Below are 24,825 nucleotides of genomic sequence, written 5' to 3' on the forward strand. Positions count from 1 at the left end.
AAGGTCCGACGTCAGGCCCATGCCCTCCGCCACTTGCTCCTGCGAAAAGGTTCTCCCCATCTGGCTGGGGCCGGATTTTTCCGTTATTTTCGAGGGTTAAGCGGGAGGGGCTGAGCACTGGCGTCCTCACCACAGCGGCCGAACACGCTCTCTTGCCCCCGATATTCTCTGAACCTCTCGACTGTGCGAATTCGGTGTAGAGCCCGTAACCATTTGAAAATATAGGGTCAGTTCCTCGCGCCACCTGAACACTTCGATGCCAGTGGCGTTTGTGGAAAGGAACAGAAATCTAACCCGTTCCTTCCCCCTCCAGCCGCGCAAATCCATACCGCCATTGAGAATTTTCGGGAACGACGGCATCCTTTCGGTGAAGGAGGCAATAAATGGCGAAACCGGACCTCGACACCGACAAGCTCGACGACGCGGCGCTGGCGATCCTCAGCCTGACGCTGCATGACGGCAATCGCGTCTGGAAAGGGATCGACTGGTCGATCACCGACCGGCTGCACGCCAAGGGGCTGATCCACGATCCCATCGGCAAGGCGAAATCGCTCGACCTGACAGAAGATGGACTGGCGCGAGCGGAGGTGGCTCTAGCCAAGTTGTTCGTGAAGCGGTCGGTCGATCCAAAGAGGTCCCAACCATGAAACCGGCCGACGAGGATCGCATCGCCGCCCGGCTCGCGAAACTGATGGCGATGATCTGTGTGCGCAACACGGGGATCGAGGAATTGCACTCGGGGACCGTCCCGGTCTCCCACACGGGCGACTATTCGGACGTGTTCATCACCGACGCCGACGGCCGCCAGATTCCATGGCCTGATGCTTCACATCTCGACGACGACCAGATGCGAAGGCTGATGCGGCAGATCGTCGACCGGCTCTACACCTTTCACCTCAAGGCTGACGATTCGGGGTTCCGCGACCACCTCGACCGCTGGCTGACCGTCGCCGAACAATGGGACGAACCGAAGCTGGATGAGGCATTCCTTGCGACCATCTCCCGCGGGGAAGCCAAACAGCCGAGATAGCCATTTGCGGTCAGGTCAGGCATCGACGGTTGGTCGCCGGACCCCATTATGCAACGGGTTCCACAACGGCTGAGTGCTTCGTGACAATGTCCTGAATTTCCGCGGGCTTGAACGCGACATCCCATGACCAGTGGCCGAAGCCGCCCGCCGCGTTGACCGCCATTACCCACTCGTTCAACGCGTCCCGCTTGGCCTTGTTCTGGGGGCTGTCGGTGCCCTTGATCTCAAGCGCCAGAATGGTGCCGCTGGCAAGGCGCACGAGGAAATCCGGAACATACCGGCGTCGTGAACCGGCCCACATGTAATAGATCTGAAAACCGAGATGATCGTTCTTGGCATAGGCGATGACGTCTTCGCGCTTCTCGAAGATGTTCGCTGCATGTCCCTCCCAGGACGAATCCCCGACCAGGTGGCTGATATGCGACTTGATGGTCGGAAAGCACGGCTTGGTGGTGTACCAGGTTCGCATCTGGCCGGTGGCGCCGATCGGGTTCTCCTCGTCGAACACCGGCGTCAGGCGCTCCGTGTTCTGCTCAGTCACGTTGCTCAGCACATGCTGAACGACAAGGTCGATGTTGAGTGCGATCAGAATCCGCCGCCGAAGCGGGTCGGAATGGAACAGCGAAGGGATGTCGAGGCGGTCGGAGTTGAGGAACACCTCGACGATCCTGACCAGCTGCGCCGCGAGATACTCGTGGCTACCCGAAAAGCCGTGGCTGAGTTCGGCGAAGGCCTTACGCGCTGCCTGAAAGACGAGACGTTGGAGACGAAAGCCGTCTGGCAGCTTCTCGAGGTCGATGGCGGTCACCTTGCCCATGTCCGTCGCGCCGCCGAGCGCAGGAGCCAGTTCCGCGCTGATAGGCGTGCTGGCCGGATCGAGTACGAGCGGCGTTACCTTGCCCCAGTCCATGGCCAGTTGCGGTCTCACGACCGTTTCAACCCGCAGCACGTTCGGCCAGCGAAGTTCGAGATGAGCCCGCTCGGGCAGGACTTCGATCTGGGTGGTCGGCTTGGGAGGCGGCGGAGCTTCCCCGCCTTCGCCTGTTTCCGAGATGGAAAGCGGCACACCGAACACGTTGACGTATTCGGGCAGGAACAGGCCATTCTCGTCCGTGTCATAGGAAACCCGTCGCAATCCTCGCCCGACGACCTGTTCGCAGAGCAGCTGGGACGTGAAGGCCCGGAGGCCCATGATGTGCGTGACGTTCTTGGCGTCCCATCCCTCCGACAGCATCGCGACTGATATGACGTTCTGCAGATCCTGTCCGGCCGCACCCCGCTTTCCGACATTGTCTACGATCTCACGCAGCAGTTCTTCCTTCTTCAGGGCGCGGAACTGCTGGCGGCGGGTCTCGGGGATAGTCGCAGCGTCGATGATTGCCTTCAGCCGCGCCTCGTAATCCTTGTCGGAGGTGGCGGTCTCGCCGATTTCAGCCTTCTCAAGCACCTTGGAATCGACACGGAGCGTTCGGGTCGGTGCGTTCAATTCGGGCCAATGCGCATCGCCCTTGTTGAAATACGTCTCGATGCGGGCTGCGGTTTCAGTGCGGTTGCAGACTGTCAGTATGACCGGCGGGGAATGATGCCCGGCCTCCTGCCATTGCGCCCGGGTTTCCCGCCAGTCCGCGCCGAGCAGCGTGTAGGCGTCCTGGACCAGCTTTGGCAGCGCCTCATGCGCTTCGGCCTTGCGGTTCAGGTCTTCGGAAACGGTCGGGTCGCGGTAGATGTGGTAGAGCTTCGAACGCAGCGTCTTGGCATCCGGAACCGCATCGTCGCGGACAACGACGCGTGGCGTCTTGACCAGCCCGGCCTCGATCGCGTCGTTCAGGCCGAAATCCGAGATGATCCAGTCAAACAGCGCCGTGTCGGTGCTCTTCTTGCCTGTCGGCGCGAAGGGCGTCGCCGACAGGTCGAAACAGCGCTGGATGCGCCGGGTCTTGTGGATGCGGTCTAGGCCCTCGATCCAGCGCGTCGCTTCATCCAGGTCGATGCCATGCTCTTCGGCATGCTTCTTGCTGATCTTCACCTCGGGCGGCTTGCGGTAGGCGTGGTGCGCCTCGTCGTTGATGACGATGATGTCCTTGTGCGCCGCCAGCTTGCCCAGCACGCGCCGCGTGAAGGCCTCGTCGGATTCGCGACCCTTCTTCACCACGGATCGCTCCGCTTCCTTCAGCGGCATGAGCGTGTGCCAGTTCTCGATCAGCACCTCCGCCTGGTTCAGCTTCTGGCGCAGGGCCTCGGACGGGCACAGGTTGAACTCGTCGTAGTAGCTGCCCTCGCTGGGCAGCAGCACCTGCAGCCGTTCCTTTACGGTCAGGCCGGGCGCCACGATGAACACGGCGCGGCTGAAATCCTTGTTCCGCTTCGGATAGGTCAGCGCATTCAGCACCTGCCAGGTGATGATCATCGCCATCACCGTGGTCTTGCCTGCGCCCGTCGCCATCTTGTTGCAGAGCCGCTCCCAGTCACCGCCATCGCCGGGGATCGCGATGCCCTGCTTGTAGGCCTCTGCGCCTTCGACCCACCAGATCAGCGTCTCGATGGCCTCGAGCTGGCAGAAGTAGAACGGGCGCTGTCGCGCCTCGCGGTCGTGCCAATGCTCCAGCAGCTTGCGGGTGACGATTGTCACGCCGGGCCAGCCGTCCGCGCGCCACCGATCCACGCGGGCGCGGATCGTATTCACCAGGTCCAGCACCTCGGTGCGCTTGGTGTTGTTGCGCGCATCGAAGACCTCGTAGCTCGCCGGCCGCCGCTCGGGCTTGATCTCCAGCTTGCCACCCTTGCCCTCGACCCAGTGCTGCGCCGGGCAGACGAAGGGCGAATTGATGATGAGGGACATGGGCTTATCCCTCCAGTGGCATGATCTTGAGCGACTCGATCCCGCGGTCGTCCACGATCTTGACCGCGATGCGCCGGTTCTCGCCCGCCGCGAAGGGCAGCGAGACGGTGCCGTGGAACTGCTCCAGCAGGTCCTCGTCCAGCTCCGCGCGCACGGTCTTGCGCAGGCGGTTCCAGCCGCCCTTGGCATCCGCCATCGGGAAGAACACCTGATGCGGCATCAGGGATCGGTTGTCGTAGTCGGTATCCAGCGACCACATCGCGATCTGCTTCTTGCCGCCCGAGACCAGATCGCCCTTGCGCGGATCGAAATAGTCGAAGCCGTTGACCTCGACTTCCCACAATCCATCCTTGCGCTTGCGCAGCTCCACGTCCGGTTGGCCCATCAGCCAGAAGGACTGGTTCGAGGCGCGCCTCTTCTTCAGATCCTCGGTCAGGAGGTCGGTGTTCATCTGCGCCTTGAGCAGGGTCACGCCGGGCCAGTTCACCTCGTCGATGTCCTTCGCGGCCTCCGGGTCGAAGGTGAAGGCGCAGAACAGGACGAATTTCGGAGATGGGCGCAGGGTCTCGGCCTCGGTCAGCGCCAGTTCCACCTGCCGCTGCTCCAGCGCCGCGTGTTCGGGGCCGAAGCTGACGACGACGCGCTCGCCCGTCTCGGCGAGCGACCCGCTGGCATGGAGGTAGCGCAGCCCCGGCAGCGTCTCGAATTCGGCGAAGCGGATGATACTGCCGCCCTTGCCACGCACGCCGGTCTTGAGCAACTCGTCGCGCCAGAGCGCCTGGCGCGAGGTCTCGCCGGAACGGGCGACGGTCTCGTCGGCCTCCTTCGGCGGGATGCTCTCGTCCAGCGACAGGACGGTCGGCGCCGGCACGGCCTCGACCGAGAAGGGCCCGCAGATGCGCAGCTTGGAGCGGTCGATGCGCGGCTTGTCGTAGAGCGTTTCCTGCTCGGCATGGTCGGCGATGGACCGGTCCATGCGGCGCTGCATTGCCTGGCGGGCGGCGTGGAAGGCATCGAAGGCGGTGCGGGCGGCCTCGGGCCAATCCGCGGGCCAGTCGAAGGGCACCTCCCATTCCAGAAGCGCGTTGACCGGCACCGTCTGCCCGGCAGGCAGGGTGACGGTGGCGCTGTCGGGGGCGGCGAAGTCGATCCACTGCCCCTTGCGGCCCCCCTGGGGCGAACGGTGGCGGACGGGCGCACCCCTGAGCGCGGCGTTGAGCGCGGCCAGCGCCGCCGCGATCTTCGGGTGATCCTCGTCCCAGATCGTGTCGATGTCGGGGTTGTTGGCGATGCTCTTCAGCGTGATATGCGGCACCGTTTCATAGTCGAAGCCGCCCTTCAGCCCCTCGTGCGGATAGCGGAGCGCGTAGTAGTCGAAGCTCGCCGTCATCAGCCGCTGCTTGGCCAGCGTGATCGCCACGCGCGAGGTGTCGCAGGTGATCCAGCGCCGCCCCCATTTCTCGGCGACGAAGGCGGTGGTGCCCGAGCCGCAGGTGGGATCGAGCACCAGATCGCCGGGATCGGTGGTCATCAGGAGACAGCGTTCGATGACCTTGGCCCCTGTTTGAACGACGTAGTAGCGACTTTCAGCAAAGCCACCCGTAACCGTGTCGTCCCAGAGATTGGTGATCTTGAACCAAGGAAAGTCTGTAGCTAACCGGCGATAAGCAAGCGTTTTTCCGTAGGCTTCCATGCGTTGAGAGCGCGACAAACGCGGCATGCCAGTCGCCAAAGACGTTTTCCAACCACCAGGAAAGGGGGAAAAGCTCTGGCCCAGGAAATCGAATGGGTTAGCGGCCTCCCCTGAAGATGATGTAGAAGTCAGATTGTCGCGCCTATAGACAGTCGCGCCCTTTGGCAATGCGCTCCAATCCTGATCTTCGGACTTGGACATGCGGCGATACTCACCATTTTCATCGCGAACATAGTTGTAATTCACCCACCCTTCACCGCTACGCGTCAGGTAAAGTTGTCGGTACTTGACGCGCTGAATGTCCTTTGCATACCAAACGATATAGTCGTTGGTCGCAGCAAGGACGTTCGTCCCCCCTGTCGGGCTGCCGGCGCCGGTTGTTTTCTTAAACGTGATTACGCTGACAAGATTTTGAGGGCCGAATACCTCGTCCATCAATTCCCGAATGTGATGAAGGTTCTCATCCGAAATCTGCACGAACACCGACCCGCTCTCGGTCAGAAGTTCCCGCGCCAGGATCAGCCGGTCGCGCAGATAGGTGAGGTATGAATGGATGCCGAGTTCCCAGGTGTCCCGGAACGCCTTGATCATCTCGGGTTCCTGGGTCAGGTCCTCGTCCGCGCGGTCCTTCACGTCGCGCTTGTTCGTGAAGGGCTGGAAGTTCGACCCGTATTTGATGCCATAGGGCGGGTCGATGTAGATCATCTGCACGCGGCCGCCCATGCTCTCCTTGGTCAGCAGCGAGTTCATCACCAGAAGGCTGTCGCCCGCCACCAGCCGGTTCGACCAGCCCTTTTCGTGGTGGTAAAAATCCAGCGCCTGGCGCAGCGGCAGGTTCTCGAACGGCGCCGCGAACAGGTCGGGTTGCCGCCATTGCGTGGCAGGCTCCTTGCCCTTCAGCCGCTTCGCCGCCTTGGCAAGGATCGTCGCCGGGTCCACCCGTTCATGGACATGGAGCGAGACGGTATCGACCGCGACGGCAGTCCGTTCCGCCTTGCCTGTCCAGTTGAGATAGGGCGCCTGCAGCCGCTTCAGCTCCTGCAGCGCGTCCTTCATCCGCTCGGGATCGCCCGAGGCAAGTGCCGCGTCGATCAGCCGTTCGATCCCCGCGCGTGCCGAGTCGAAGTTCAGCACCGGGTCCAGATGCGGGTCATAGGCCCAGACCGTCTTGTCGCCATCCGGATCGGTGCCGGCATGGACCATGCCCACCTCGGGGTTGTTCACCCGCGTCTCGCCATGGCGGTAGGACAGCACCTGCACCGGCCCGTCCGGCCTGCGCGCGGCCTTCTTGCCGGCCTTGGCCCGCGGCCTGCGCGGCGCCGGTTCGTCGGTCGGGGTCAGTTCGAAGCCGTCGTCGTCATCCGTATCCTCGTCCCCGGCGTCCTCGCCTTCGTCCTCATCCTCGACAGGATCGACCACCCGCATGATCGACCCGCCCCGCCCACGCCCACGGGCGAGAAGCCCGTCATTGACCAACGCATCGCGCGCGGCGGCGTAGTCGTCATCAGTCAGGCCCGGCACTCGCTCGCGCAGCAGCGCCATCATCGCACCGTTGCCGATGGAGGAGCCGTCTTCCGGCGTCAGGGAAAGGATCAGGTCGGTCAGACTGTCGGACATGGCTGGGACGGGCACTCACGAAAAGGGCTTGTTTTCCCGAAGACTATCGCGCGAGTCTGGGTTTTGCACGCCCGATTCCGCTGCTTGCGCCGGACATCGCCCTTCTTTGGATCGAGTATTCATGCTGTACGACCGCATCATCAAACAGGGCACCATCAACGAGCCGGACGGCAAGCCGGATCCGCAATTCGCGCTGCCATCGACGGTCAACTGGATGCATGCCTTGCGAATCCTTGCGGAGAACGAGGGGATCGATTTCGCGTCGGCGACTGCGTTCTACCAGAAGGCTGCCAAGCGGCAGATGGAGGTCCGCGTCGAGAACACCGTGCTCGAGCAGCTGTTCCTTGGGCTCCACCATCTTTCCGCCCTCGAGCAGTTCCGAGGCGGAACGACCGCTGCCGATTACGCGCGGGTCGGTGTGCTGGCCTGGTACTACGGCATTGCCAACGCCGCGAGCGCAATGACCGCCGCGCAATCAGGGTCTTTCCAGGAGGATCATGCGGGAACGGCGCGGCTGTGGGACGAGCAGATCGCAAGTCGCGGTCTCGCCATGGCGCCGTTCAGTTGGCGGGTCAGCAGTCTGGTCGAGAAGACCTACAAGCCGGAGGTCGATGCACTGCGGAAAGGCAGCGTCGGAAAGCTCCAGACCCGCCCTGTGACGAAGGACGACGCGCTGGGCGCTGCTGCCGGATATCTGTCGGGCTCTGCGAAGTGGTATGCTTGGAAGACGGAAGAGGATTTGAAGGGCAACCGCGCTTACAAGGATTTGGGAGTCGACAGCTTCCGTTCGAAAGCCGCGAGGACGTTGCGTGACGAATGGCTCGAACGGAAGCCCATGGGGTTTGTTCACCAGGCAGCCCGCTACCGCGGTAAGGCCAACTATCGTGAGGCGCTTTTTCTCGCATACGGCTCTGGCACGGAAACGATCCTTTCCGGATACGTGGACGACATGCACGCCGTCCTTAAGGCGTTTCTGTCGATGGCTGGCGCCTTCGCGCGTCGTAAGCTGGGCAAGGATCTATGGTCAGAATTCGTCGCAGATGTCGACGTCAAGAAGGCTTTCACGACCCGAGCCAGCGACATCTGGGCATAAGCGCAAAAGCGACGGAGGCTGATTTCAGGCCTCACTCCTCTCACGCTTCAGCAATTGAATCCGCTGTTCTTTCCAGTCCAGCGGGAAGGGATCCATCAGGTTTGCGAGCATAATGCCTTCAGGCTGATGCCCATCCATGATGGCATCCACGATTTCCGGGTCCAGCAAAGAAAGGCGCATCAGCCGCGCCATATAGGTGAAGGCGATGCCCTCTCGCTCGGCCAGTTCGGAAATCGACGCGAACTCGCCCGACTCCAGAATCCCCTTCCAGCGGAACGCGCGCGCCAGCGCTTTGACCAGCGTGTTGTCCGGCTTTCGCGCTTGAGCGGCGCCCTCCGGCAGCACCATCTCCTTCCTTCCGCCGCGCTTGACGACGCGGAACGGGACATGGATAGTGATGGTGTCAGGGATCGGCGTGTCGCGGGTCATGCTGCTGCTCCAATGTCGGTAGCCATTTCGCGCGCCAGTGCCGCCAGCCCCTCCATGCGTAGGCGGACGTTCAGGCTTTCGGTGCCGATGTCCACCCGCTCGACCAGCAGCGCCACGATGCGCGCCTGCTCGGCGGGGAACAGTTCGTCCCACAGAGGATCGAGCCGGATCAGCGCCTCGCGGGCGTCGGCCTCAGTAATCCCGCCATCCTGCGCGCGCGCTGCCTTCCATGTCCCCGCGACGATCTCGGGCTGGCGGAATACCTTGCGCAGTTGGCTGATGACCGTCGACTCGATCTCTCCTGCAGGGACACGACCCACGGGGCATGACCCAGCGCCGTGTTTCAGCACGGTCTGGCTGACGTAGTAGCGGTACAACCGCCCGCTCTTGCTGGTGTGGGTCGGTGAGAATGCCGCGCCATCCGGCCCGAACAGCAGCCCCTTCAGCAGCGCGGGCGTCTCGGCCCGGGTTCGCGCGGCGCGCTTGCGCGGGCTCTCCTGCAGTATGGCGTGGACCCGGCCCCAAGTCTCGCGGTCGATGATCGCGTCGTGTTCGCCGGGATAGCTCTCGCCCTTGTGGACCGCCTCGCCGAGGTAGGCCCGGTTCGAAAGCATCCGATAGAGGTACTTCTTGTCGATCCGGTTGCCGCGCGGCGTGCCGAGGCCACGCGCGCTGACATCGCGGGCCAGCACCGTGCAGGACCCGATCTCGAGGAAGCGCGCGAAAATCCAGCGCACATGCGCGGCGCATTCCTCATCCACCAGCAGCTTCCGGTTCTCGACACGGTAGCCGAAGGGCGGCACGCCGCCCATCCACATCCCTTTCTTCCGACTGGCGGCAACCTTGTCGCGGATGCGTTCAGCCGTGACCTCGCGCTCGAACTGGGCGAACGAGAGCAAAATGTTCAGCGTCAACCGCCCCATGGACGTGGTGGTGTTGAACGACTGTGTGACCGAGACGAAGGTCACGCCGTTCCGGTCGAACACCTCGACCAGCTTGGCGAAGTCGGCGAGCGAGCGGCTGAGGCGGTCGATCTTGTAGACCACCACCACGTCGACCAGCCCGTCCTCGATGTCGGCCATCAACCGCTTCAGGCCGGGGCGTTCCAACGTGCCACCCGAGATGCCGCCGTCGTCATACTGATCGCGGACGAGCACCCAGCCCTCGGACCGCTGGCTGGCGATGAATGCCTCGCAGGCCTCGCGCTGGGCGTGGAGGCTGTTGAACTCCTGCTCCAGTCCTTCCTCGGAGGATTTTCGGGTGTAGACCGCGCAGCGGAGCTTGCGGACGACGGGCTTGGTCATGTCCGCCCCCTGTGGTTCTTGAGGCCGAAGAAGACCCAGCCGTTCCACCGCGTGCCAGTGATGGCGCGTGCGATGGCGGACAGCGACTTGTACGGCCGTCCCTGCCACTCGAAACCGTCGGCGGTGACGGTCACGACGTACTCGACGCCCTGCCATTCGCGCAGTAGCCGGGTGCCGGTGATGGGACGGTCGCGGTCGGCGCGGATGCTGCGCTTCTTCTTGTCGCCGCCGTCCAGTTCCTCGCCCAGCCGTTCCAGGCGCCGGATGGTTTCCGGTTTCAGCCCGCCATAGGCGAGTTCCTGGATGCGATAGGCCAGGCGGGATTCAAGGTAGCGCCGGTTGAAGGGCGGCGGCTCGCTGTCGAACAGGTCGCGCCACTGCTTCTTCAGGTCTGGTGTCGGGGCGGTCTTCAGCGCGGCTAGGCGCGCGGGGATGGGGTCGTGCGTCGTCATGCGGTCTCCGTTGGGTTGGGGGTTGCATGACGGCATCGGTCGGAAGGATAGTGTAGGCGAATTTCTCCAGTATCTTCATAAGGTTCGCTCCGCTCGCGCTTCATAAGCCGGACCAGCCCGAGAGCGAGCAAGGCGCACAGTTCGGTGCGACGTTCGGCAGCGGTCATCTGGGCGGGAGGCAATGGGTTGGGGCCCAGCCCCGAGTGTTTCGGCGGAATTTGCATGGGGATGACGCTATCCGCCCGACTTCCGAAAACAATTGCTTTCAGATGCTTACGGGACTTCTGCGCAACCGTGCGGTGTTCTTGGGAAGCGCTATCCGATCCGGTGGACGGCGAACAACTGTTCGAAGAATGCCTTTACGAGCTTGTCCGCGGCTTCCTGCACCGATCCGTTCGGGCTGGTGAATTCAGAGCCCCCGAACCGAAACACCTCGTACCCGCGCAGGCGCAAGTTGCGATCGGCGGCAACCATTGCAGCATACTGGCCAGGATCTGCGTGATCGCCGTTCGCATAGTGATGCTTTCCGTCAATCTCGAGGATGATCCTCTGGCGGCCCGGAAGCAACATCAGGAAGTCCATCCGCTGCCGGAACAGAACACGTCTGTCCGCGAGGCGGCTCGCGATCTCCGGATCGTAATGCAGGTAAACCTGTGGGATCAGCGCCGGCAGCCTGTCACCCAGTCGTTCTGTGAAATTGCGGAAATACGCCTTGAAGAACTCCTGCTCGGGGCCCTCGTCAAGCGATGCAAGAAGACGTCGGCCGAGGCTGGTGCGTGCCTCGGCAAGATCGACGATTTCTTCATGTTCCTGCCACCAACGGACCAGTTCGAGCCATGCCAGTCCGTTGCCGATGGGGCGCTCGTAAACAAGGCAACTGTCGGCATGCTCTAGGACGATGATTTCGTTGTCGATCGCATCTGAAAACCCGAGCCTCGGCTTCGGGCCGATCGAAGCGAAGATCAGGTTCTTCGGCCGCCCCTCGACGCCGCGGCGGACAGGGCGTACCGAGAAGGTTGCGCGGCCCGACACCTCTCCCGTCTGAGCAACCTCATAGCCATCGAGTTGCAGGATGCGGGTCAAATCCACTGCCAGCGCGGCCTGGTCGTCGGCGTCACGAAACCGGGGATCCAGGGCGGTCTCGATCAGCTGCGCGAACCGTCTCGAAGGACATGTGTTTGCCCCGATCACGACGAAGACTTCCTTCGCCTTCCACGCTGGGGCAGTGCCGGTGGCATGTTGCCTGAGTTCGTCGATCAGGGTGGGGCCATAGAAGAAGTCGGCCGGAGAACTCAGATCGAACAACCCCTCGATCACATCCGGACGAATCCCTTGCCCATGAAGCCCGGCACCAAGGCGATCGGCCACCCGGTCACGCGTGATTACCGAGATTTCCGGCTGGTCTTTGTCCTGCAGGACGTACACCCTGTCCTGAAGGCCGATATCCCGCTGTTCGCGCGCAAACTCGAGAACCAACTCCAACGCCCTCGTTCGTGGAAGACTGGCGAGCGTGTTCTGAGCAACCGTCTTCTTGCTGTTGCCTTCCGCTAAAGGGACGCCGCGCTTCGAAAAGAACGCATCGATGTCGACGCCCCGCATGGCATCCCTAAACCGGGCGCCCGCCAACTCGAGAAGATCGTCCAGCTCCGTATCTGCCGACAAAACTAGATCTCCCGCGCGAACCAGCGGATTCGGCCAACGATATGGATCTCGTCGGCCGTTCTTTCGTATTCCGGATAGTGCTTGTTGTCGGAGATCACGCGCACGGCGGGCGGGTCGCTGTTGGCAATGTGCTCGAGCCGCTTGGCCACGAGCCCCATCCCGTCGTCGAGAACGAAGATGCCTGGCGGGTTCGGGGCGCGACGCGTCATGTCGACAAGAACCGTGTCGCCGTCGAGCAGCGTCGGCGCCATGCTGTCCCCTTCGACATGCATGATGCGCAACTGCGACGGGCTGGCCTTCAGGCTGCTGCGGATCCACGAGCGGCGGAAGTGATAGGCGCGGCCGGCGCTGTCGTCGTGATCCTCCACCACAGCCCCGCCGCCCATAGAAGGCCGCGGGCTGGCGTGGGCGATCGAGACGAAGGTTTCGTCCGGGTTTTCGATGAAGGGTGACGTGCCCTCGACATCGCCCAGCCCGTGGATCAGCCAGTCACGGTCGACCTTGAGGACACGCGCGACTTCGGCAAGCTTGTCGATCCCAGGACGGGTCGAGCGCCCGCGCAGGATGTCGTAGACGAACGACCGGTTCACGCCCGCCATCTCGGCAACATGGGCCGGAGTTATGCCAAGCTGGTTGGCTCGAGCCCTGAGGCGGTCGGAAAGAGTGTGGTGCCCGGTCATGTCATCCCCAACCGTCTGTGGATGAAATAGGATAAAATCGGATTGATTGGAACCCGTCAAGCGAATAAGAACATAAGGTAAACATCTTGCACGGGAATCGGGGTGGGGAGTAGCAAATGCGCATCGACAAGTCGTACTTCACGCTCCCGGAGATCCTCGAGCGCTGGCAGATCACGGAAACGGACCTGATCTACTTGGCGGAGAACGACAAGCTGCGCCTCTCGGTGCGCGTGTTCGGCGTTCCGATGGAGTTCGGCGACATCGAGGAAGACGCTCGAGGCGAGCCATTCAGGGTGCCTTGGGAGCAGAGCTACTTCAGCGGCCTGCTCGACCTTCACGCCCGCGATGTGTTCCAGCTGTTCCGCTGCGGCCAGATCCATCTGGAGAGCTTTCGCGCCCCGAACGCGGGCTACGCAGAGACCTGGGGCGATGCGCAGCCCATCCTCGTCATGATCGGCGATCTTGTGCTAAGGCGCGAGGAACGCGACCGTTTCGAGATCGAGACAAGGTTCGCATCCGGCGGCCAGCCGATGGAAGAGCCGACCTTCATCCACTCGGCCGATTATCTCGAGGTTCGGTGCAAGGGATGCCGGTTCAAGCTTGGCCCGATCCAGGCGGAAGTCGTGCGCGCCTTGCACACGGCGGCGCAGGGGGGCTCGCCATGGCAGAACGGCAAGGCGATCCTCTCCCGCGCCGGTTCGAAGAGCCTTCGCATGGCCGACGTCTTCAAGTCGCAGAAGGACTGGCGGAACCTGATCCGGTCCGACCTCCGGGGCGGGTATCGCCTGAATCTCGACTGAACGATCCCCTCCCTCCGGCCTTCCGTGGGATCGGGAGGGGGATGGGTGAGGGATGGCGGGGGATGACGGCACCCCGTCTGCGGCCAAGCACCCGTCTTGCAAGGGCCAACTGATCCCCTTCCGTATCCCCCGCCGATCCCGACGACATCCCACAGCGGAATTTCGCATGGTCTCCTCGACAACGAGAGGAGACACCGATGCTGCAAAGGCATTGCTTGAACCAGAAGGAGCTGGCCCGGCGTTGGGGGATCTCCCATCGGACGCTGGAACGGTGGCGCTACTGCGACCAGGGCCCGGCCTTCCTCAAACTCGGCGGACGCGTGCTTTACCGGCTCGCCGACATCGAAGCCTTCGAACAGACCCAGCTTCAGCGCGCCTTGAAGATCGTCGAGGCTGTCGAGCGCATCGGACATGCGCCCCGTCGGCTGACCGCTGACCCGACGAGGGCGGCGCGGGTATGCTGATGGCAATCCAGACCCCGACTGGCGCCCGCCTGGCGAGGCCGCGCCTCAGCGACATCGAACTCTGCGCCTGGATTGCACAGGCCGAGGCCGGCGAGCGGATCGAATACCACCGCGGCTTCCTCGGGATCGACGTCACAGCGAAGATCTCGACGCTGCCCGAGCCTGATCGCCGCCAGCTTGCCGATCTTGGACTTGCGGCACTGGGCGCGTTCGAACGGGGTCTCGTCCATCTGGTGCAGGAACGCACCGGACCCGACCAGTTCGCCTACATCGCCGTCGCCCGCCCCAGGCCCAAGGCCGCCGCCGTCTCGCTGTCGGCCCTTTTGCTTGCCGAACGGCTGGCCGCCTGACCCCGCCCGTTTCCTGACATTTCCGGAGAACCGCCCATGTCCTTTCCTGCGAATACCCCCACCGTCGACGATCTGCCGGGCCTCGGCCCGCAGGACATCGCCCTTCTGCCGGTGGAACTGCTGGCCATCCTGCAGCGCGATGTCGATGAACGCCTGAGGCGCGACAAGGCCGCGAAGGCCCGGCTCGACGGCGCGCTGGAGGTGCGCTTTGCCGCCAGGGCCGCGGAAGTCCGTCAGGCACAGGCCAAGGACACCGGCACCGTGCGCTTCGACGAGGGGGATTTCACCATCGTCGTCGACCTGCCGAAGCGGGTCGATTGGGACCAGGACCGGCTTGCCGCGATGGTCGAGCGCATCCGTGCCGCCGGGGACGACCCCGCCGAGTATGTCGAGATCGCCTACAAGGTTCCCGAGCGCAAGTACGCCGCCTGGCCCGAGGCGATCCGCAAGGGCTTCGTGCCCGCGCGCATGGTCCGCACCGGCGCGCTGAAGGTCGAGATCGTCCCGCAGGAGGGCGGTCAATGAGCCTGCGCATCATCTCTGCCGAGACCCGGCTGCGCGAGGCGCAAGGCAAGACGACCATCGCCCTCTTCGGGCCGAGCGGCGCGGGCAAGACCACGCTGCTGACCACACTGCCACCGGCAGAGACGCTGTGCATCGACCTCGAGGCGGGGCTGAAGTCGGTCCAGGACTGGCCGGGCGACAGTATCCCGATCCGCCGCTTTTCCGATGCGGTGGACATCGCCTGCCTCATCGGCGGCGCCAATCCGGCCGCCCAGCCCGAGGAACATTTCTCGGAGGCGCATCACGCCCATCTGCGCCGCATGCACCCCGAACTGGCAGAGCGGATCGACAGCAAGCGCATCATCTTCGTCGACAGCATCACCGATCTGACCCGCCAGGCGATGGCATGGGCCAAGACCCGTCCCGAGGCGCTGTCTGAGCGGACGGGAAAACCGGACACGCGCGGAGCCTACGGCCTTCTGGCCCGCGAGGTGATCGGGCTGCTCAAGCACCTTCAGCACGCGCCCGGCCGCACGGTCATCTTCGTCGGCATTCTCGAGAAGGTCGTCGACGACATGAACCGGGTGACCTGGCAGCCGCAAATGGACGGCGGAAAGGTCGCGCGTGAACTGCCCGGCATCGTCGATCAGGTGCTGACGATGAGCCTCTTCAGCCCGGAACCCGGCGCCGGTCCCGATGCCTCGCAGACCTGGCGGCACGACCCCGACAAGGGCAGCGCCCGTCGCCTCGTCTGCCAGTCCGGCAATCCGTTCGGCCTGCCCGCCAAGGACCGCAGCGGCCGCCTCGACATGACCGAGCCGCCAGACCTCGGCGCGCTTCTCTCCAAGATCAACCAGACCCGGAAAGGATGACGACATGACCTTCGACATGAACGACGTGGAACCGCAGCAGGCGGGCGACCTGATCCCCGACGGCACTTTCGCCAAGGTGGTGATGACGCTGCGCAAGGGCGGCACCGATGGGACCGGCGATGTGGACCGGGGCCTGCTCAAGTCGTCGAACCAGCCGGGAAGCGACGTCTTGATGCTCGATGCGGAGTTCACGGTGGCCGAGGGTCCCTTCGCGCGGCGCAAGTTCTGGCAGATGTTCACGGTGCAGGGCGGCAAGCTGGACGATGCCGGCCAGTCGATCGGCTGGAAGATTTCCAAGTCGACCTTCCGGGCAATGATCGACAGCGCGCTCGGTCTGAACCCCGAGGACATGAGCGAGGCCGCGAAGGCCAGGCGCGTATTGCGCGGGCTGGCCGATCTCGACGGGATCAGCTTTGTCGCCAAGATCCAGGTCGAGCCCAGCCGGAACCCGGCCTATAAGGACGCCAACAAGCTCGATCACGTCGTGCTGCCCACGGCACCCGAATGGAAACGGGTCATGGCTGGCGAGGCAGTGCCCGCGCAGCCGACTGCCAGATCCCGGCCCGCCGCCACGACGGCCGGGCAACCCACCCTCCCGGCCTGGGGCCAGCCGCAGGCCGCCGCACCCGCGGCCCCTGCCTGGGGTGCGACATCCACCGCTGCGCCCGCCCCCCAATCCCCGCCCGCCGCGCGTCCCGGCAGCGGCCCGGCCTGGCTGAACCCGTGACGGCCGACGAATGGCAGTCGCATGTGACCACCGAAGCGGCCCTCGCGATGGGGCGCTGGCTCGAGGCGCGGGGGCGGCTCGAGCGTCCCATCGCCAGCCTGACCCGCCGCGATCTGGAGTGCATGGCATCGAACGCCATCAGCCGGTTCATCGTGCTGGCGTCCGAACGCCGGACCGCCGCCCCGGACCCGGACGAGCGGGGCGCGCTGGACCTCCTCCTGATGGGATGAAGCCCTGCGCGCTCTGCGGGCGACAGTCGCGGGGCTTCGGTTACTGCCACGGACTGCGCTGGTATCGCCACCCTCATTACCGCTTCTGCTCGATGGCTTGCCTGATGGCGGGCTCGGCCAATGCCAAAAGGAACCACGGCATGATCGACAAGACCGACATGGAAATCCGCGCCATCCGCGAGGCGCGCCGGATGCTCGCCGAAGCGCTGTCGGACATGGGACTGATGGAGCCCTTCTTCGACCGTCCCGCCACCGACATCGACCGCGTGATCGAGGCCTGCGTCGACGGGTTTCAGGCGGCGATGCAGCGCCAGTCCGATGCCGGCGACGTGCCGTTCTGATGGGGGTGCGGACGCTGGTGGACTTCAATCACGGGTCGGGCTGCGTCTATGGCCGCGACACCTCGGCCCCCGAGCCCCTCGCAGCGCGGGTCAACGCCCATATCGATGCCGCACTGATCGCCGACCGGGACGGGCAGCGTCCACGCGACTATCTCGGCGCCAGCCGCATCGGCGAACCCTGCGCGCGGCGGCTGGTCTACGAGGTTCGCCGCACCCCACCTGACCCCGGCAAGGATTTCGACGGCCGGACCCTGCGCATCTTCGCGGCAGGCCATGTCTTCGAGGATCTGGCAATCCGCTGGCTCAGGCAGGCCGGGTTCGACCTGCGGACGCAGACCCCAGCCGGCGGCCAGTTCGGTTTCGAGACGGCGGGCGGGCGCATTCGCGGCCATGTCGACGGCGTCATCGTCGCCGGGCCCGACGTCGGCGTCGCCTGGCCCGTGCTCTGGGAACACAAGGCGCTGAAGGCCTCGTCCTGGACGGACACCGTGAAGAAGGGCGTGCAGCTTTCGAAGCCCGTCTACTTCGGCCAGATGCAGATCTACATGGCCTACATGGGCCTCGGGTCGGTGCTCTTCACCGCGCTGAACAAGGACACCTGCGACATCCACCACGAACTGGTGCCGTTCGATCCGGCCGCCGCGCAGGCGCTGTCGGACAAGGCGGTGAACGTTCTGCGTGCCGCCGATGCGGGCGACCTCCTGCCCCGGATCGCGAGCAGCCCGGATTTCTTCCTCTGCCGGTTCTGTCCCTTCTCCATCCGCTGCTGGGAGGACCGGACGTGACCGTCACCCTCTCGGACACTCAGGGCCGCGCCATCGCCGCCATCCGCGACTGGTACGAGACGCAGCGGCACGACCAGCAGATTTTCCGGCTGTTCGGCTATGCCGGAACCGGCAAGACCACGATCACCGCCGTGGCGATGGAGGCTCTCGGCCTTGAACCCATGACCCCCGGAGGCCTTGGGGGCGTGATCTTCGCGGCCTTCACCGGCAAGGCCGCGCTGGTGATGTCGCGCAAGGGTACACCCGCGCAAACGATCCACAGCCTGATCTACCGGGTGTCCGAGGCAACGCCCGAGGAGATCGCGCGGGTCACGGACGATCTGGCGACGCTGCGGCGCGACCTGCCGCGAATGGGCCCGGCCGAACGCGGCTTCGCGATGACCCGGATCGCGCAGCTGGAACTCCGGCTCGAAGACATCCACCAGCCCCGGTTCCTCATCAACGACCAGTCGATCCTGCGGGACGCGGACCTCCTCGTGCTCGACGAGGTGTCGATGGTGGGCGAGGACATGGCCCGCGATCTCATGGCCTTCGGCAAGCCGATCCTGGTGCTGGGCGATCCCGGCCAGCTGCCGCCGATCAAGGGCGAGGGATTCTTCACCGAAGCCACACCGGACGTGATGCTGACCGAGGTGCACCGGCAGGCGGGCGACAGCGCGATCCTGCGCCTCGCGACGCTCGCCCGCGAGGGGGTCCCGATCCCACCTGGCGCGCACGATGCCCATGTCTGGAAGATGTCGCGCCACGAAGTCGGCCCCGCGCAGATGCTGAAGGGCGGCCAGGTGATCTGCGGCACCAATGCGATGCGGCGCTGGCTGAACACCGCCATGAAACGCGCGGCCGGGTTTGGCGGCGATTTCCCCACCGGATCGGGCGAGAAGATCATCTGCCTGAGGAACCGGCACGATCTCGGGCTGATCAACGGCATGTTCCTGACCCTGACCGAGGTGCGACCGGACGCGCACGACGCCTATGCCTTCAGCGCCATGGTCGAGACCGAGGACGGGACCGCAATCGGCGGGAGGCAGAGCTTCTGGCGCGGCGAATACGCCGATCACATCGCCTTCGACCCCGAGCGCGGACGGCGCGAATGGCAGATCCGGCGCGGGTTGATCGAGTCGAGCTGGGGCTACGCGATCACCTGCCACAAGGCGCAGGGCTCGCAGTGGGAAAACGTCATCGTCTTCGACGACGGCTTCGGACGCAGCGCCGCCGACCGCAACCGCTGGCTCTACACCGCCATCACGCGGGCCGAGAAGGGTCTGGTGATCCTTGCTTGACCTCAACGACGTCCATCCCCTCGGCAACGAGCACCCCCGCTACGACATCGACCTTGTTGTGGTGCGACTGCGCGAAACCGCCGAGACTTGGGTTCCCCGCCTGTTTCCGCGCGGGCGCAAGGCCGGCGACGAGTGGCGGCTTGCCAACATCCGGGGCGCCGCGCCGCGCAATACCGGCTCCTGCGTCATCGCACTGCGCGGGCCCCATGCCGGAGACTGGATCGACTTCGACGGCAATCAGGGGGGCGGGCCGCTCAGCGCCATCGAGGAAGCGACCGGACTGGACGGGCGCGCGCTGATCGCTGAGGCCGCTGCACTTGCCGGTGTGGCGCCGGGCGCTCCGGAACGGCGTGCGCCACCTTCGCCGCCACCGGCGAAGCGCGATCCCGCGCTCGAGATCGCGCATATCCTGTCGGGCGCGAGGCCGATCGGGGGTTCTCCGGTCGCGCAGTATCTGACGGGACGCGGCCTTGCCGTTTCCGAAGCTGCAGATCTGCTGTTTCACCCCGACCTCACCCATTGGGAGACGCGGACCGGATATCCGGCGATGCTCGGCCAGGTCCGCGACCTCGATGGCACGGTGATCGGCCTCCATCGCAGCTATCTCACGGTCCAGGATGGGGCGGTCACCAAGGCACCGCTCGACAAGGCGAAGAAGATGCTCGGGCGTGTAGCTGGCGGCGCTGTCCGGCTGGCGCCCCTTGGCGACGCCGACCGGCTTGCCCTGTCGGAAGGCATCGAGACCGGGCTTGCCGTGATGACCGCCTGTCCTGGCCTGCCGGTCTGGGCAACCCTGTCGACGTCCGGCCTCGAACAGATCGACCTTCCGCCGTCCGTCCGAAGCGTCCTGATCCTCGCCGACAACGATGCATCCGGGGCCGGTTTGCGGGCCGCCGAGGCTGCAGCCCGACGTCTGCGCGGACAGGGCCGCGAAGTGGCCATCGCACTGCCGCCCGAGGAAGGTCAGGATTTCAACGACCTATTGTTGCGAGACGGGCCCGAGGCAGTGGCGGCAGTGATCGCTGCCGCAGACAGTCGTGCCACTGCCGAACCTGTCGCGCAGATCGGGCAGCACCGGCCGGTCAACTATCAGGGCAGCGGCGACGCCGTGCCGACGCTGCGCGCCGACGATGGCGATCTTGCCCGGTCGGTCGAAAGGGTCTGGAGCCTTCTCATGGTATCGAACCGGACGCCTTGGGTGTTCCGTTTCGCTGGACAGCCCACCTGGGTGGTGCCCGACGACGAGGGGCGCCCGACCGCTGCGTTGATCACCGAGGAACGGCTGCGCCACATGCTGGCACGGCTGGCGAACTGGAAGCGCATGAACGGCAAGGGCGAACTTGTCCCAGCAGCACCACCGGTCGCGGTGGTGAAGTCCGTCCTTGCGACGCCCGACCCCGCGCTGCCGGTCCTGGTGGGCATCGTCAACACGCCCGTCTTCGGCCGCGGCGGCACGCTCATCACGACGCCCGGCTACCACCCCGATGCGCGGCTCCTCTATGCCCCGGCGCCGGGCTTCACGGTGCCCGCCATCCCGTCCGCGCCAACCGCCTCCGAGGTCGCTGCCGCGCGCAGCCTGCTCTGCGAGGATCTGCTGGGCGACTTCCCCTTCGTCGGCCCCGCCGAAATGGCGCACGCGGTCGCGCTGGTTCTGCTCGGCTTCCTGCGCGGCATGATCGACGGGCCGACGCCGCTGCACCTGATCGAGAAGCCTACCCCCGGTTCCGGGGCCACGCTGATGGTGGACGCGCTGGCCACCATCCTGACCGGGACGGGCGCGAGCGTCATGACCGAAGGGCGCGACGACGACGAATGGCGCAAGCGCGTTACCGCAAAGCTGCGCCAGATCCCGAGCCTCGTGCTGATAGACAACCTGCGCGCCAAGCTCGACAGTTCGGCCGTGGCCGCCGCGCTGACCGCGCCCTTCTGGGAGGATCGCATCCTCGGCGCCTCGGAAATGGCGCGCTTCCCGATCCGTTGCCTCTGGATCGCCACCGGCAACAACCCCGAATTCTCGAACGAGATGGCGCGGCGATTGGTCCGCATCCGGCTCGACCCGCTCGAGGAGCGCCCCTGGCAGCGCACCGGGTTCCGCCACCCCGACCTCATGACATGGGTGCGCGCGAACCGACCCCGGCTGGTCGCGGCCTGCCTGACCCTTTGCCAGGCCTGGATCGCAGCTGGAAGACCCCGCGGGGCGCGCAGCATCGGCTCCTTCGAGAACTGGGCGCATGTCGTGGGCGGGGTGCTCGACGTCGCAGGCATTCCCGGCTTTCTCGGCAATCTCGACGAGATGATGGACGCCTCCGACAGCGAAGGCGCGGGCTGGAGCGCCTTCATCGCAGCCTGGTGGGACCGGTTCGGGACCGCCGACGTCGGCACGGCCGATCTCTTCGACGTGGCAAGCTTCTGCGATCCGGCCCCGCCCATCTCCGGCGCCAACGACCGGGCCCAGAAGACGGGCTTCGGCATCGCGATCAAGAAGATGCGCGACAGGGTGTTCCAGCTTGGCACGCGTCAAGTGCGGATCGTCAAGGCCGGGATCGAGCACAAGGCGACCCGCTGGAAGCTCGAACTCTACGCCGACCGTCCGGTCCGCTCGTGGCCAGCGCAACCTGAGGTTGGGGAACCTCGGGCCTCGGAGGGGAACCTCACTTCCAGAGGTTCCCCGACCCAAGCCGTTGATATCACGCGCAAAGGGGAACCTGGGGAACCTGGGGAACCTTTTTCAACCCCTACGCACACGCGCACGCACGGACATGTGAAAGAAGATGCCGGAAAAGGTTCCCCAGGTTCCCGAGGTTCCCCAAACCCCGTGAAAACAGAGGGTTATGCCGGGGAACCTCCGGGGGAACCTCCTGAGCGAGGTTCCCGACGTTCCCCGATCCCCGACTGGCTGCGGGAGCTCGATCCATGAGCCCCGCAAACCCTGCCACCAGACCTGTCGTGCAGCCCAACCGAAAGGAGCCCTTCATGGCCCACATGTCCCTGATCCCCACCACCATCATGGCACCGCCCCCGGCGATGCCCGTTGTCCTCGCGCTCGACCTCGGCACCACCACAGGCTGGGCCCTGCAGGCGCGTGACGGCCTGATCGCCAGCGGCACGGTCTCGTTCCGGCCCAGCCGCTATGACGGCGGCGGCATGCGCTACCTGCGGTTCCGGGGCTGGCTCGACCAGCTTGGGCTGGATGCGGGCCCGATCACGGCCATCCACTTCGAAGAGGTGCGCCGCCACGTCGGCACCGATGCTGCGCATGTCTATGGCGGGCTGCTCGCCACGTTGACCGCATGGGCGGAAACGGCGGGCATTGCCTATCAGGGTGTGCCGGTCGGCACCATCAAGCGCCATGCCACCGGCAAGGGCAATGCGGACAAGGCCGCGATGATGGCAGCAGCCCGGGCGCGCGGGTTCAGCCCCGCCGATGACAACGAGGCGGATGCCATCGCCATCCTGTTCTGGGCGCTCGAGACCCGGGGAGGCGTGCAATGAAGGGCATGCGCTTCACGCCCAAGGGTTACGGCGGCACCCGTCGTGCCCCGGACGAGGTCAAGCGCGACGGCTGGCGGGAACAGGGCCTGCTCGCTGTTGCCCTCGACGATCACCGTCTCACCTGGCCGGAGCGCGAGCTGGTCCGGCAACTGGGCGAGAAGCTTTACGGCAAACGCGAACCGGAGGTGCGTCATGGCTGACTGGACGACAACGCAGGTGCAGGACCGGCTGGAACTGGCCGCAGGCGTGATGCGCCAGATGCCCGGGGTGCGGCCGCAGGGCTTCTTCAACGCCTGGCCCGAATACTTCCACACCTTCGCCGATCAGGTCGGGCAGGAACCGCGGATGCGGCGGCCGAGGCCCAGCCCGCGCCAGATCACGCAAGCCGAGGAAGCGATGCTCTGGTTGCGCTGGCTGGAGGTGGAGGACGCGCGGCTGGTCTGGGCCCGCGCCGACGGCATGGCGTGGAAGCCGATCTGCTGGCAGTTCGGCCTGTCGCGCACGGCCGCGACCAAACGCTGGCAGTACGGGCTGGCGGTGATCACCTGGCGGCTGAACGGCCGCGTGCCGTCGTCCCGGCGGTCGCAGCAGTTCGTGATCGAGAACGCAAACCGGCTGTCAAGGACAATCGTCCTTTGACCGAATTTTCCGGTGTACATCGCAGGGCCTTACAGTTTCCGAGCGGGAGGCTAGAAAAGGGATATACTCGGGAGTGGAGCGCGCAGGCAGAGGCCGCGCCGCTGGCTTCCGGGGTCCAGAGAGGGGACCAGTCGGGGTCCGTCCCGCTAACCCACTGATATCTTGGTTCCTTCCTGGCGATATTCGTATGCTGGCGGGCGAAGCGCGGGACATCGCCAGCGACAGGGCCGGATTTTTGGGAAGCCACCCGGAAGCCGGATCCACCTGAACCCGCGCAAATCCCAATAAATGCTGGCCCTTGGGCTGGACACCCCGGACGCCGCTGGACCCCGCGTGGAGTCCAGTGCGGCAACCGGTGTCCGGAATCCGGCCAGCATCCACCATCACATCGGAAAACTCCCGACCATGACGCTGAGCTTCGCCCCCGAGCGGATCGAGATGTGGCCGCTGTCGCGCCTGCAGCCCTACGCCCGCAATGCGAAGGCGCATGGACCGGACCAGGTGGCGAAGATCGCCGCCAGCATGGCCGAGTTCGGCTGGACCGTGCCCTGCCTAGTGGCGGAGGATGGCGAACTGATCGCGGGGCACGGGCGCGTGCTGGCCGCAACCCATCTCGGGCTGATCGAGGCGCCGGTGATCGTTCTGGGTCACCTCACCGAGGCGCAGCGGCGGGCGTACCGGATCGCGGACAACAAGCTGACCGAACTCGGCACCTGGGATGAGGCGCTGCTGTCGGCGGAACTGAACGACCTGTTGGCCGAGGATTTCGACCTGTCGCTGGTCGGCTTCTCCGACGGCGAGTTGGACAAGCTGCTGGCCTTCGTGCCGGAGGGGGACGGTGAAGTAGGTGGCGCCGGGGGCTCGGTGCCGCCGGTGACCATTCCCNTGAAGTAGGTGGCGCCGGGGGCTCGGTGCCGCCGGTGACCATTCCCGAACCGCCGCGGAATCCGGCCTCGCGCACCGGCGATCTATGGATCCTTGGCGATCACCGGCTGCTGTGCGGCGACAGCACCAGCGCGGCCGACGTGCGCCGTCTGATGAATGGTGAGCGGGCCATCCTGTTTGCGACCGACCCGCCTTACCTGGTCGACTATGACGGCTCAAACCATCCAACACGGAACAAGGATTGGTCGGCGTCCTACGGCACGACCTGGGATGACAGTTCGCAGGGGGCCGAGCTTTACGACGGCTTCATCGCGGCTGCCGTAGCGGAAGCCATCGCCGAAAATGCGGCCTGGTACTGCTGGCACGCCTCCCGCCGCCAGGCGATGCTTGAGGCCTGCTGGGAAAAGGCAGGTGCCTTTGTCCACCAGCAGATCATCTGGGTGAAGGACCGCGGGGTGCTCACCCGGTCGCACTACCTCTGGAAGCACGAGCCCTGCTTCATGGGCTGGCGCCGCCCGAACCGCCCGCCCAAGGTCGCGGAGGAAACCCTGCCGTCGACATGGGCGCTGCCGAGTTTCGCCAAGGACGACCGGCCCGACCACCCGACGCCCAAGCCGCTTGACGCCTTCGGGATCCCGATGCGCCAGCACGTCGCCC

24 protein-coding genes and 1 pseudogene are annotated in these 24,825 nt (G+C 65.2%); 18 read left to right on the forward strand and 7 right to left on the reverse strand.

What is annotated here, in order from left to right:
• Positions 1-383: 383 nt before the first annotated feature.
• The gene (locus tag EZM81_RS16780; protein ID WP_136646532.1) at positions 384-647 is read left to right on the forward strand and encodes a DUF6429 family protein; all 264 of its coding nucleotides are present in this window, start codon (positions 384-386) and stop codon (positions 645-647) included.
• Positions 644-1,030 (forward strand): hypothetical protein, encoded by a 387-nt coding sequence (locus EZM81_RS16785; RefSeq protein ID WP_136646533.1) that lies wholly within the window; start codon positions 644-646, stop codon positions 1,028-1,030. The genes EZM81_RS16780 and EZM81_RS16785 overlap by 4 nt, the downstream gene beginning before the upstream one ends.
• Positions 1,031-1,076: 46 nt before the next feature.
• Here the strand turns inward: EZM81_RS16785 and EZM81_RS16790 are convergent, their stop codons facing one another.
• The gene (locus tag EZM81_RS16790) at positions 1,077-3,869 is read right to left on the reverse strand and encodes a BPTD_3080 family restriction endonuclease (protein WP_136646534.1); all 2,793 of its coding nucleotides are present in this window, start codon (positions 3,867-3,869) and stop codon (positions 1,077-1,079) included.
• 4 nt (positions 3,870-3,873) lie between these two features.
• Entirely contained in the window at positions 3,874-7,179 is a 3,306-nt protein-coding gene (locus EZM81_RS16795; RefSeq protein ID WP_136646535.1) for a site-specific DNA-methyltransferase, read from the reverse strand.
• A 121-nt stretch (positions 7,180-7,300) separates the two neighbouring features.
• On the opposite strand from EZM81_RS16795, the gene EZM81_RS16800 reads away from it, so the two are divergent.
• Positions 7,301-8,272, forward strand: coding sequence for a hypothetical protein (locus EZM81_RS16800; RefSeq protein ID WP_136646536.1), 972 nt, complete (start codon positions 7,301-7,303; stop codon positions 8,270-8,272).
• Positions 8,273-8,296: 24 nt separating this feature from the next.
• Here EZM81_RS16800 and EZM81_RS16805 read toward each other — a convergent pair whose 3' ends face one another.
• The 5 genes from EZM81_RS16805 to EZM81_RS16830 form a co-directional block, all read right to left on the reverse strand.
• On the reverse strand, positions 8,297-8,701 hold the full coding sequence (locus EZM81_RS16805; protein ID WP_136646537.1) for a hypothetical protein: 405 nt from the start codon (positions 8,699-8,701) through the stop codon (positions 8,297-8,299).
• On the reverse strand, positions 8,698-10,005 hold the full coding sequence (locus EZM81_RS16810) for a recombinase family protein (RefSeq protein ID WP_136646538.1): 1,308 nt from the start codon (positions 10,003-10,005) through the stop codon (positions 8,698-8,700). The genes EZM81_RS16805 and EZM81_RS16810 overlap by 4 nt, the downstream gene beginning before the upstream one ends.
• Positions 10,002-10,457, reverse strand: coding sequence for a DUF2924 domain-containing protein (locus EZM81_RS16815; protein ID WP_136646539.1), 456 nt, complete (start codon positions 10,455-10,457; stop codon positions 10,002-10,004). Before EZM81_RS16815 ends, EZM81_RS16810 begins: the two co-directional genes overlap by 4 nt.
• A gap of 315 nt (positions 10,458-10,772) precedes the next feature.
• The gene (locus EZM81_RS16825; RefSeq protein WP_136646541.1) at positions 10,773-12,119 is read right to left on the reverse strand and encodes a hypothetical protein; all 1,347 of its coding nucleotides are present in this window, start codon (positions 12,117-12,119) and stop codon (positions 10,773-10,775) included.
• A 2-nt stretch (positions 12,120-12,121) separates the two neighbouring features.
• A complete protein-coding gene (locus tag EZM81_RS16830) occupies positions 12,122-12,799 on the reverse strand; it encodes a S24 family peptidase (protein WP_136646542.1) in 678 nt (225 codons plus the stop codon).
• 116 nt (positions 12,800-12,915) lie between these two features.
• On the opposite strand from EZM81_RS16830, the gene EZM81_RS16835 reads away from it, so the two are divergent.
• From EZM81_RS16835 to EZM81_RS16905, 15 genes and pseudogenes are all read left to right on the forward strand, one after another.
• Complete coding sequence (locus EZM81_RS16835) at positions 12,916-13,599, forward strand: hypothetical protein (protein ID WP_136646543.1); 684 nt, start codon at positions 12,916-12,918, stop codon at positions 13,597-13,599.
• 215 nt (positions 13,600-13,814) lie between these two features.
• Positions 13,815-14,063: an AlpA family transcriptional regulator gene (locus tag EZM81_RS18585; RefSeq protein WP_248298262.1), complete on the forward strand. Its 249-nt coding sequence runs from the start codon at positions 13,815-13,817 to the stop codon at positions 14,061-14,063.
• Positions 14,063-14,413, forward strand: coding sequence for a hypothetical protein (locus EZM81_RS16845; RefSeq protein ID WP_136646544.1), 351 nt, complete (start codon positions 14,063-14,065; stop codon positions 14,411-14,413). The genes EZM81_RS18585 and EZM81_RS16845 overlap by 1 nt, the downstream gene beginning before the upstream one ends.
• Positions 14,414-14,449: 36 nt before the next feature.
• Positions 14,450-14,938, forward strand: a complete 489-nt coding sequence (locus EZM81_RS16850; RefSeq protein ID WP_136646545.1) for a hypothetical protein — start codon at positions 14,450-14,452, stop codon at positions 14,936-14,938.
• The gene (locus tag EZM81_RS16855) at positions 14,935-15,789 is read left to right on the forward strand and encodes an ATP-binding protein (protein WP_136646546.1); all 855 of its coding nucleotides are present in this window, start codon (positions 14,935-14,937) and stop codon (positions 15,787-15,789) included. The genes EZM81_RS16850 and EZM81_RS16855 overlap by 4 nt, the downstream gene beginning before the upstream one ends.
• A 4-nt stretch (positions 15,790-15,793) precedes the next feature.
• On the forward strand, positions 15,794-16,516 hold the full coding sequence (locus EZM81_RS16860; RefSeq protein WP_136646547.1) for a hypothetical protein: 723 nt from the start codon (positions 15,794-15,796) through the stop codon (positions 16,514-16,516).
• Positions 16,513-16,746, forward strand: coding sequence for a hypothetical protein (locus tag EZM81_RS16865; RefSeq protein ID WP_136646548.1), 234 nt, complete (start codon positions 16,513-16,515; stop codon positions 16,744-16,746). Before EZM81_RS16860 ends, EZM81_RS16865 begins: the two co-directional genes overlap by 4 nt.
• A gap of 140 nt (positions 16,747-16,886) precedes the next feature.
• Complete coding sequence (locus EZM81_RS16870) at positions 16,887-17,087, forward strand: DUF6511 domain-containing protein (protein WP_248298263.1); 201 nt, start codon at positions 16,887-16,889, stop codon at positions 17,085-17,087.
• Positions 17,087-17,872 carry a PD-(D/E)XK nuclease family protein gene (locus EZM81_RS16875; RefSeq protein ID WP_136646550.1) on the forward strand — a complete coding sequence of 262 codons (786 nt, stop codon included), beginning with the start codon at positions 17,087-17,089 and terminating at the stop codon, positions 17,870-17,872. Before EZM81_RS16870 ends, EZM81_RS16875 begins: the two co-directional genes overlap by 1 nt.
• The gene (locus EZM81_RS16880) at positions 17,869-19,152 is read left to right on the forward strand and encodes an ATP-dependent RecD-like DNA helicase (RefSeq protein WP_136646551.1); all 1,284 of its coding nucleotides are present in this window, start codon (positions 17,869-17,871) and stop codon (positions 19,150-19,152) included. The genes EZM81_RS16875 and EZM81_RS16880 overlap by 4 nt, the downstream gene beginning before the upstream one ends.
• Positions 19,145-22,069, forward strand: coding sequence for a toprim domain-containing protein (locus tag EZM81_RS16885; protein WP_136646552.1), 2,925 nt, complete (start codon positions 19,145-19,147; stop codon positions 22,067-22,069). The genes EZM81_RS16880 and EZM81_RS16885 overlap by 8 nt, the downstream gene beginning before the upstream one ends.
• 56 nt (positions 22,070-22,125) lie before the next feature.
• Positions 22,126-22,644 (forward strand): hypothetical protein, encoded by a 519-nt coding sequence (locus tag EZM81_RS16890; RefSeq protein ID WP_136646553.1) that lies wholly within the window; start codon positions 22,126-22,128, stop codon positions 22,642-22,644.
• A gap of 5 nt (positions 22,645-22,649) precedes the next feature.
• Positions 22,650-22,844, forward strand: a complete 195-nt coding sequence (locus EZM81_RS16895; protein ID WP_169052402.1) for a hypothetical protein — start codon at positions 22,650-22,652, stop codon at positions 22,842-22,844.
• Positions 22,837-23,283 (forward strand): DUF6362 family protein, encoded by a 447-nt coding sequence (locus EZM81_RS16900; RefSeq protein ID WP_136646555.1) that lies wholly within the window; start codon positions 22,837-22,839, stop codon positions 23,281-23,283. Before EZM81_RS16895 ends, EZM81_RS16900 begins: the two co-directional genes overlap by 8 nt.
• A gap of 405 nt (positions 23,284-23,688) precedes the next feature.
• A pseudogene (locus tag EZM81_RS16905) lies at positions 23,689-24,825 on the forward strand (ParB N-terminal domain-containing protein); the annotation flags it as partial.

It is taken from the genome of Tabrizicola sp. YIM 78059, from assembly GCF_004959785.1.
Classification (GTDB): domain Bacteria; phylum Pseudomonadota; class Alphaproteobacteria; order Rhodobacterales; family Rhodobacteraceae; genus Tabrizicola; species Tabrizicola caldifontis.